The 9121-nt window shown below is 71.5% G+C and carries 6 protein-coding genes; 5 read left to right on the forward strand and 1 reads right to left on the reverse strand.

The features are described from left to right. Positions 1 to 209: 209 nt before the first annotated feature. Positions 210 to 398, reverse strand: coding sequence for a hypothetical protein (locus tag ABZ484_RS30835; protein WP_358869209.1), 189 nt, complete (start codon positions 396 to 398; stop codon positions 210 to 212). 600 nt (positions 399 to 998) lie between these two features. Between ABZ484_RS30835 and ABZ484_RS30840 the strand changes: the two genes are divergently transcribed. The 5 genes from ABZ484_RS30840 to ABZ484_RS30860 all read left to right on the forward strand — a co-directional run. Next, positions 999 to 4988, forward strand: a complete 3990-nt coding sequence (locus ABZ484_RS30840; RefSeq protein ID WP_358869210.1) for a nitrate- and nitrite sensing domain-containing protein — start codon at positions 999 to 1001, stop codon at positions 4986 to 4988. A 9-nt stretch (positions 4989 to 4997) separates the two neighbouring features. Beyond that, positions 4998 to 5411: a roadblock/LC7 domain-containing protein gene (locus ABZ484_RS30845; RefSeq protein WP_121890767.1), complete on the forward strand. Its 414-nt coding sequence runs from the start codon at positions 4998 to 5000 to the stop codon at positions 5409 to 5411. 111 nt (positions 5412 to 5522) lie between these two features. Continuing rightward, a complete protein-coding gene (locus tag ABZ484_RS30850; protein WP_030168425.1) occupies positions 5523 to 5921 on the forward strand; it encodes a DUF742 domain-containing protein in 399 nt (132 codons plus the stop codon). Then, positions 5902 to 6477, forward strand: coding sequence for an ATP/GTP-binding protein (locus tag ABZ484_RS30855; RefSeq protein ID WP_067301226.1), 576 nt, complete (start codon positions 5902 to 5904; stop codon positions 6475 to 6477). The genes ABZ484_RS30850 and ABZ484_RS30855 overlap by 20 nt, the downstream gene beginning before the upstream one ends. A 441-nt stretch (positions 6478 to 6918) precedes the next feature. Further along, on the forward strand, positions 6919 to 9121 hold a 2203-nt coding region (locus ABZ484_RS30860), incomplete at its 3' end, for a nitrate- and nitrite sensing domain-containing protein (protein ID WP_358869211.1).

Below are 9121 nucleotides of genomic sequence, written 5' to 3' on the forward strand. Positions count from 1 at the left end.
GCTCCAGGCTAACGCGGCAGGGCTCCCCCACACCTCGCGCACTGCCGTGGCGGACCCGCCGCGCGCGGGCACGCACGGCCCGGCGCGGCCCCGGACACGAAGGAGGGGCGCCCCCGCGTCGTGGGGCGCCCCTGGTCTCCGTACAACTCTCCGTACGGCCTGGCCGGCAGCGGTGAGCAACCCGCGCTCGGTGCGCGTACTACTGCGTGCTACTCCGTGACGGAGGCCGCGGCCGGGACCTCCATGAGCACGGTGCGCCGGGGGTTGGCGGTCTGGGTGGGGAGGGAGACGGAATGCTCCGGCAGGTCCGGCGTGTGCAGGGCGTCGGCGTCCTCGAGGTGCGCCAGGGTCGTGCGCCGGGGGTTGGCTATGTTGCGGAACATCATCGTCGTCTTCACGGTTGTAAGAGACCTTGTCGTCTGCGGGCGCCTGGAGGGCCGCGCGAGCCCCCCGCCTGGGCGCGTTGTCGGTTTTGCCATCTCTGTAAAGCGTCAGGCTAAACATGCAATTCCCGCCGCAGACGTGAAGAGCCCGTGATCCCCATGTGAGTTTGCTCACTGCCGTATCGACAATCCGGACAATTTCCGGCCGCACTTCAACTCAACGAAACGGACATTGGCCCCCTGAAGCCATCATTCCGCTCCCGATCATGGCGACTGGGACACCTGAGGCGGCTCGTCGGCTCGTAGGGATATGTCCGGAATGCAGGAGATCACTTTCCACTTCGCGTAACGCGTCACTCACGTGGTGTCACGGAGGTCACAGCCTGACACACATGCCTTGTTGGAGATCCTGCACTGTGCTGGAATGCCACGGACCGCCGCAGGATCGAGCCGGCGCGCAGGGGGCGCAACGCAGCGCCGAGTGGCGGCGAGAAGGGGGAACCAGCGCCGGTCACTCACGACCACCCGGGGAACGTTTTCAGGGCGTTCCCCACGACGCCGACACCGTCCTTCCGCTCGCGCGGAGGGGCGCCTGGTCCAGAGGTTGCGACGCTAGTGCAGGGACGTTTCAAGAGGGATGGCAGCGCTTCGGCGGAGCCGGAGTCGCACGACGGGACTGGCCCCATGAAGGGCAGCTCCTCGCCCCAGCACGCCCAGAACCCGGGCCCGGCCCCGTCCGGTGACAGCGGCGAGCGCCCCGGGCGTGCCGCCGCGGCCGGCCCGGCGGCGTCGGCGAGCCCCGCGTCGGCGGTGACCCCGGCCAGGAGCCCGGGCCCCGTCGGCACCGGCTCGCGGATCGCGATGCGCAACTGGCGCATCTCCACCCGCCTGGTCTCGCTGCTGGCGCTGCCCGTGGTCGCGGCCACCTCGCTGGGTGCGCTGCGCATCAGCCAGAACATGGACGACATCCAGCAGCTGGACAACATGAAGCTGCTGACGGACATGACCCAGCAGGCCACCGAGCTGGCGATGGCGCTCCAGGACGAGCGCGACCAGTCGGCCGGCCCGCTGTCCCACCCGTCCAGCGCGACCGCGATCGCCGTCAAGGGCTTCCGGGACAAGACCGACCGGGCCAAGGCCAACTTCCTCGACGCCTCCGAGGAGATCGACGCCGCCAGCAAGGACGGCAACCTCCAGGGCGTCCGCGACACCATCGTCGGTCTCGCCAGCGAGCTCAACGGCCTCGGCAAGATCCGCAAGACCGCCTACGAGAACGAGGGCAACTCGGCCCGGACCGTCGAGGCCTACCACCGGCTCATCACCGAGTTGCTCGGCCTGTCGCAGGACATGGCCGAGGCGACCAGCAACCCGGAGATGATCCAGCGCACCCGCGCGCTCGCCGCCTTCTCCTCCGCCAAGGAGTACGCCTCCGTCCAGCGCGCCGTCATCGCGGCCGCGCTGCCCGCGAACAACACCAGCGAGGGCCACCTCTCCGAGAACGACCGCCTCTACGCGCAGTCGGCGCTGGAGGGCCAGACCTCGGAGCTCAACAGCTTCCGCAACATCTACGGCAGCGGCGTCGAGGACCTCCTGCGGCCCATCGAAGAGGGCAACCCGACGATCAAGGCCGCGGACACCTACGCCAAGCGCGCCCTGGACAGCGACAACGGCCTGGAGCAGCAGGACAAGCGCTCCTACCGCGACTGGGTCGACGACAGCTCGACCAAGATCCAGCAGATGAAGAACATCGAGCACACGCTGCTCGAGAACATGGAGCAGAAGGCCCGCGAGCTGCGCAGCACGACCGAGCAGGACGCCATCATCTCCGGTGCGCTGATCCTCCTGGTCCTCGGTGTGTCGCTGGTCGGCGCCTTCGTCGTGGCCCGCTCCATGATCCGTTCGCTGCGCCGCCTCCAGGAGACCGCCACCAAGGTCGCCCAGGACCGCCTGCCCGAACTGGTCAAGCAGCTGTCGGAGTCCGACCCGCAGGACGTGGACACCTCCGTGGAGTCGGTCGGTGTGCACTCCCGGGACGAGATCGGCCAGGTGGCCGCGGCCTTCGACGAGGTGCACCGCGAGGCGGTCCGCCTCGCCGCCGAGCAGGCCCTGCTGCGGGGCAACGTCAACGCGATGTTCACCAACCTCTCGCGCCGCTCCCAGGGTCTGATCCAGCGCCAGCTGTCGCTGATCTCCGAACTGGAGTCCCGCGAGGCCGACCCGGACCAGCTGTCCTCGCTGTTCAAGCTGGACCACCTCGCCACGCGTATGCGCCGTAACGGTGAGAACCTCCTCGTCCTCGCGGGTGAGGAGCCCGGCCGGCGCTGGACCCGCCCGGTCCCGCTGGTCGACGTGCTCCGCGCCGCCGCGTCCGAGGTGGAGCAGTACGAGCGCATCGAGCTGGCCGCCGTGCCGACCACCGAGGTCGCCGGCCGCGTCGTCAACGACCTCGTGCACCTGCTGGCCGAGCTGCTGGAGAACGCGACCTCGTTCTCCTCGCCGCAGACGAAGGTCAAGGTCACCGGTCACGCGCTGCCCGACGGCCGGGTGCTCATCGAGATCCACGACACCGGCATCGGCCTCTCCCCCGAGGACCTGGCCGCGATCAACGAGCGGCTCGCCTCGCCGCCCACCGTGGACGTCTCCGTCTCCCGCCGCATGGGTCTGTTCGTGGTCGGCCGGCTGTCGCAGCGGCACGGCATCCGCATCCAGCTGCGTCCGTCGGACTCCGGCGGTACGACGGCCCTCGTCATGCTGCCGGTGGACGTCGCCCAGGGCGGCAAGAAGCCCGGTCCCGGCAAGCCCGGTGGTCCGGGTGCGGGCGGCCCGGCGGCCGCCGCTGCCGCGGCCGGCGCGGCTGCGGCGCGACGCCAGAACGGTCAGGCGGGCGGCGGTGCGCTGGGCGCGGGCGGTGCCGGCGGTGCCGGCCGACTCGGCGCCGGGGCCGCTCCCCGCGGTCAGGTCGGTGCCGGTCAGGGCCCCCGGGCCGCGCTGCCCGGCACGGGCGGCCGGCAGGGCGGACCCGGTGCGCCGGGTGGCCCCGGCGCACCGCGCGGGCCGCAGGGTCCGGCGCAGCCGCAGCAGGGCCGTCCCGCACCGGCGGGCGCGGGCGGCGGCTTCGGCGGCCGTGGGCCGGGTGCGCCGCAGGGTCTTCAGGCGGCGGGCGCGCCGCAGGGCTTCGGCGACGGCCGGCCCGGGGACGGACGTCCGGGCTACGCCGACGGGGGCCGCCAGGACACCTTCGGGGGCGCCCGGCAGGACGCCTTCGGCACGGGTGGCCGCCAGGACGCCTTCGGCGGCGGCCGGCAGGACGCCTTCGGCGGGAACGCGCCCGGTGGCGCGGCACCGCAGCGTGCGGCCGGTGCCGAGCAGGGCGGGCAGCCGCAGCTTCCCCCGCGCGGTGGTCCGCGTGCGGAGCTGCCCGGCGGGAACCCGCAGCCGCGGACGCCGAGTTGGGGCAACGAGAACGCGACGGGGCCGGCCGCCCTGGACACGCCGCGCGGCCACGACGAGGCGGAGCAGGCGCACACGTCCCGCATGCCGCGCGTCGAGGACCACCAGGGTCCGGGCGCCACGGCCGAGATGCCCGTGGTTCCCGCGTTCGACGACCGGCAGGGGCCGGGCGGCCCGGCGGACACCTCGTCGTTCCCCCGCCCCGACTTCGGCGCCCCGCGCGCCGGTGCGAACGGCGGCCAGAACACCGGCCAGTTCCCCGCTCCCGGCGTGGGCGCCGGACAGAACACGGGCTCGTTCGTACGCTCGGACATCTTCGGTCCGTCCGCGCCGAACGCCCCGCAGAACAACCCGTCGGACACGGGCCAGTTCGCGGCCCCGCAGGCCTACGACAACGGCTCGACCGGCCAGTTCGCCGCACCGCAGGCCTACGACAACGGCTCGACCGGCCAGTTCGCCGCACCGCAGGCCTACGACAACGGCTCGACCGGCCAGTTCGCGGCGCCGCAGGCCTACGACAACGGCTCCACGGGTCAGTACCCGCAGCCCGGCTACAACGGCGGCAACACCGGCCAGCACGCCCTGCCCGGCCGTCAGGACCCCTCGTCCACCGGTCGGTTCGAGCGGCCGCAGGCCGGCCCGGCCGACTTCGGCGCCCCGCGCCGGCCGGCCCCGCAGCAGCAGCGTCCGGCCCAGCCGGAGGCACTGCCGCCGGCCACGGGTCCGGGCGACGGCGGCACCCCGCTGTACGACACCCTGGAGACCAACTGGTTCCGCGGTGAACGGCAGCAGGCGGGCCGGCCGGCTCCGGCCGCCCCGCAGCAGCAGGCCCCCACGGGCCCCCAGCGTCCCGCCGCCACCGCTGCCTGGCGCACCTCGCCCAACGACGAACTCGTCCGTCAGGCGGAGCGCGTACGGCAGCCGGCCGCGGGCGGCGTCACCACCTCCGGCCTGCCGCGCCGGGTGCCCCGGGCGAACCTCGTCCCGGGCACGGCTCAGCAGCAACAGCACCAGAGCGGTCCGCAGGTCTCGCGTTCGCCCGACGACGTACGCGGCCGGCTGACCAATCTCCGTCGGGGCATCGCACAGGGTCGTCAGGCCGGTACCGGTCAGACGGGCAGCTTTCCGAGCCCCACTCACCAGCAGGAGCGTTAGTTGAGCCAGATGAGCCAGGCGGCACAGAACCTCAACTGGTTGATCACCAACTTCGTGGACAACACCCCGGGGGTGTCCCACACCGTCGTGGTGTCCGCGGACGGACTCCTTCTGGCGATGTCCGAAGGCTTCCCGCGCGACCGCGCGGACCAGCTCGCGGCGGTCGCGTCCGGTCTGACCTCGCTGACCGCCGGGGCCTCCCGGATCTTCGAGGGCGGCGACGTGGCGCAGACGGTCGTGGAGATGGAGCGCGGCTTTTTGTTCCTCATGTCCATCTCGGACGGGTCGTCCCTGGCGGTCCTCGCCCACCCCGAGTGCGACATCGGCCTCGTCGGCTACGAGATGGCGCTCCTCGTCGACCGTGCGGGGGCGGTGCTCACGCCCGACCTGCGCGCCGAACTACAGGGCAGTCTGCTCCACTGACCGGCCCCGGTACCACCCGTCTCACCAAATCACCGTCCGGCCGCCACAATCCCCCCACCGGCCCCGTCAGACGGCTTGCCCGACCGACTTGCTGTCCCGCCCGGAGGATTCATGACCCCGCCCACCGCCCATCATGATCCGTACGCCGAGCCGTACGGGGACGAGGGCGACCAGCCGCTGGTCCGTCCGTACGCGATGACCGGCGGCCGGACCCGGCCGCGCTACCAGCTCGCCATCGAGGCGCTGATCAGCACCACGGCCGACCCGGCAGCGCTGATGGGACTGCTCCCGGAGCACCAGCGGATCTGCCACCTGTGCCGCGAGGTGAAGTCGGTCGCCGAGGTGTCGGCGCTGCTGACCATGCCGCTGGGTGTGGCGCGGATCCTGGTCGCGGACCTGGCCGAGGCCGGTCTGGTGGCGATCCACCAGCCGGGCGGCGACGAGAACAACGGTGGCGCTCCGGATGTGACGCTGCTCGAAAGGGTGCTCAGTGGACTTCGCAAGCTCTGACGCGGGCCGGGCGACCACCTCGGCGAAGATCGTGGTGGCGGGCGGCTTCGGCGTGGGCAAGACCACGTTCGTCGGCGCCGTCTCGGAGATCAACCCGCTGCGCACGGAGGCCGTCATGACGTCCGCTTCGGCGGGCATCGACGACCTCACCCACACCGGGGACAAGACCACCACGACGGTGGCCATGGACTTCGGCCGTATCACCCTGGACCAGGACCTGATCCTGTACCTGTTCGGCACGCCCGGCCAGGACCGCTTCTGGTTCATGTGGGACGACCTGGTCCGCGGCGCCATCGGCGCGGTGGTCCTCGTCGACACGCGTCGTCTGGCCGACTGCTTCCCGGCGGTGGACTACTTCGAGAACAGCGGCCTGCCGTTCGTCATCGCCCTCAACGGCTTCGACGGCCAGCAGCCGTACACCCCGGACGAGGTCCGCGAGGCGCTCCAGATCGGGCCCGACGCGCCGATCATCACCACCGACGCCCGGCACCGCGCGGACGCCAAGTCCGCCCTGATCACGCTGGTGGAACACGCCCTGATGGCCCGCCTGCGGTAGCCCCGCTCCTCGTTCCGCACGGCATTCGACCGGCCGAGCACCTGCGCAAGTGCGCAGGTGTGTACGGCAGTTGCCGTAGCGATCGGCGTAGACGCACCGGAGCCGGCTGTGTCCTTTGACACGGTCGGCCCCGGTGTTCATAACGTTTCGGCAGAGGAATCGGGTGGTACGGCCACGCGTCGCGCACATCCGGTCTCGCTGCGCGCACAATCAGCCCGCCTTTTGGCGCGGCTCGCTCTTTATGACCGTTTTATCTGGGGCTTACAAGAGCGGGCTCTGCCCGTTCCAACTGTTTGGAAGAGCGCATGTCGGCGTGCTGGAATGCCTGAACTGCCCCATAGTCAAGGACGTACTCACCAGTAGAGAGTCGTCCGCGGCGGACAGGGCTCTGAGAAAGTGCGGCACGACGTAGGTGCCGACCGCCGAGAGGTTGTTGGTCGAGTGAGGCGAAGCAAGAACGGCTCCGAGCCGTCGGCCCGGGGCAACTTCACCCCGCCGCCGCGCGGTGCGGCGCCCGCACACGTGCCCGGTTCGGAGTCGGCGGCCACTGCCTCCCCCAGCGGAAGCCGCCTCTCCCCCCGCAACTGGCGGGTGCCCACCCGGCTGAACGCGATCCTGCTCATACCCGTGCTGGTCGGCCTCGTCATGGGCGGCTTCCAGGTCAAGAGCTCGATCGACACCTGGCAGGACGCCCAGGACGCCGAGAAGACCGCGCGCCTGGTGCGCGCCTCCCTGACCTACGCCAACGCCCTGTACAACGAGCGTGACATCGCGGCCGCTCCCCTGCTCCAGGGCAAGGGTCCGAGCGACTCGACGGTCACCCAGGCCCGGCAGCTGACCGACCAGGCCGCCCAGGGCTTCGACCAGGCCGCCAAGGACATGCCGCACAAGGCCGGTCTGGAGCGCCGGCTGAAGCTGTTCCGCGAGACCGAGCCCGAACTCCAGTCGCTGCGCGCCGCCGCGTACAGCTCCAAGCTTTCCGGCGTGCAGACCGAGGAGGGCTACGTCAAGGTCGCCCACCCGCTGATGGAGTTCGCCAACGAACTCGGCCTGGGCACCGGCAACATCACGTCCTACGGCCGTACCGTCTACGCCATCTCCCTCACCAAGGCGGCCCTGTCCCTGGAGCGCTCGATCGGCATGCACATGCTGGTCAAGCCGGGTCCGGGCACGGGCAGCCTGGCCAGCCAGCGCGTGGCCCTGTCCTCCTACGCCTACCTGGAGGGCATCGCCTCCGAGGAGTACCTCGGCGGCGGCACGCAGGCCGACGCGGACAAGCTCCAGGCGCAGCAGCAGGAGATCCAGTCCAAGGCCGCCGAGATGATCCGGGAGGCCAAGGCCAAGGACCCGAACTACGTCGCCCCGCCGGCCAACCCGGCCGACATGGTCGCGACCCTGGCCTCGCTGAAGTCCACCGACCCCGCCGAGCGCGCCGGGATCGCCCAGAAGGGCGTCACCGCGCAGAACTGGTGGGCAGTCAACACCCTCAAGTTCGACGCCTATCGCAAGATCGAGTCGGACATGGCCGACACCGCGGTGAACGAGGCGGCCGGCATCGCCGACGACGCCAAGCAGTCGACGTTCATCACCGGCGCGGTCGTCCTGATCGCCCTGCTCGCCGCGTTCATCCTGGCCGGTCTGGTGGCCCGCCAGATGAGCCGCTCCATGCGCCAGCTGCGCAACGCCGCGTTCGGCATCGCCGAGCAGCGCCTGCCGATGCTGGTCGACCAGCTCTCGCGCACCGACCCCGGCCGGGTCGACACCCGGGTCGCGCCGATCCCGATCACCTCCACCGACGAGATCGGCGAGGTCGCGCGCGCCTTCGACCAGGTCCACCGCGAGGCCGTCCGGCTCGCCGCCGAGCAGGCCCTGCTGCGGGGCAACATCAACGCGATCTTCACCAACCTCTCGCGCCGCAACCAGTCCCTGATCGAGGGCCAGCTGACCCTGATCACCGACCTGGAGAACAACGAGGCCGACCCCGACCAGCTGGAGAACCTCTTCCGCCTGGACCACCTGGCGACCCGTATGCGCCGCAACGGCGAGAACCTCCTGGTCCTCGCCGGCGAGGAGCCCGGCCGCCGCTGGGACCAGCCGGTGCCGCTGGTCGACGTGCTGCGCGCCGCCTCCTCCGAGGTGGAGCAGTACGAGCGCATCGAGCTGTCCGGCGTCCCGGAGGCCGAGATCCACGGCCGCGCCGTCACCGACCTGGTGCACCTGCTGGCCGAGCTGCTGGAGAACGCCACCACGTTCTCCTCCCCGCAGACCAAGGTCCGCGTCACGGCGACCCGGCTGCCCGACGGCCGGGTCATGATCGAGATCCACGACAAGGGCATCGGCCTGACCGCCGAGGACTTCGCGGACATCAACCACAAGCTGGCCAACCCGCCCACCGTGGACGTGGCGATCTCCCAGCGCATGGGCCTGTTCGTGGTCGGCCGCCTCGCCGACCGGCACGGCATCCGCGTCCAGCTGCGCCCCTCCGGCGAGCAGGCCGGCACCACCTCGCTGGTCATGCTGCCGGACGCGATCACCCACGGCGGTGGCGGCGAGCAGACGCTGGACCGCGACGAGTTCACCGTCTCGCAGATCATCCCGGAGCAGGAGTTCCAGGGCGAGGACTTCGGCCAGCTGCCGCCCATGC

The organism is Streptomyces sp. NPDC006393 (assembly GCF_040628575.1).
Classification (GTDB): domain Bacteria; phylum Actinomycetota; class Actinomycetes; order Streptomycetales; family Streptomycetaceae; genus Streptomyces.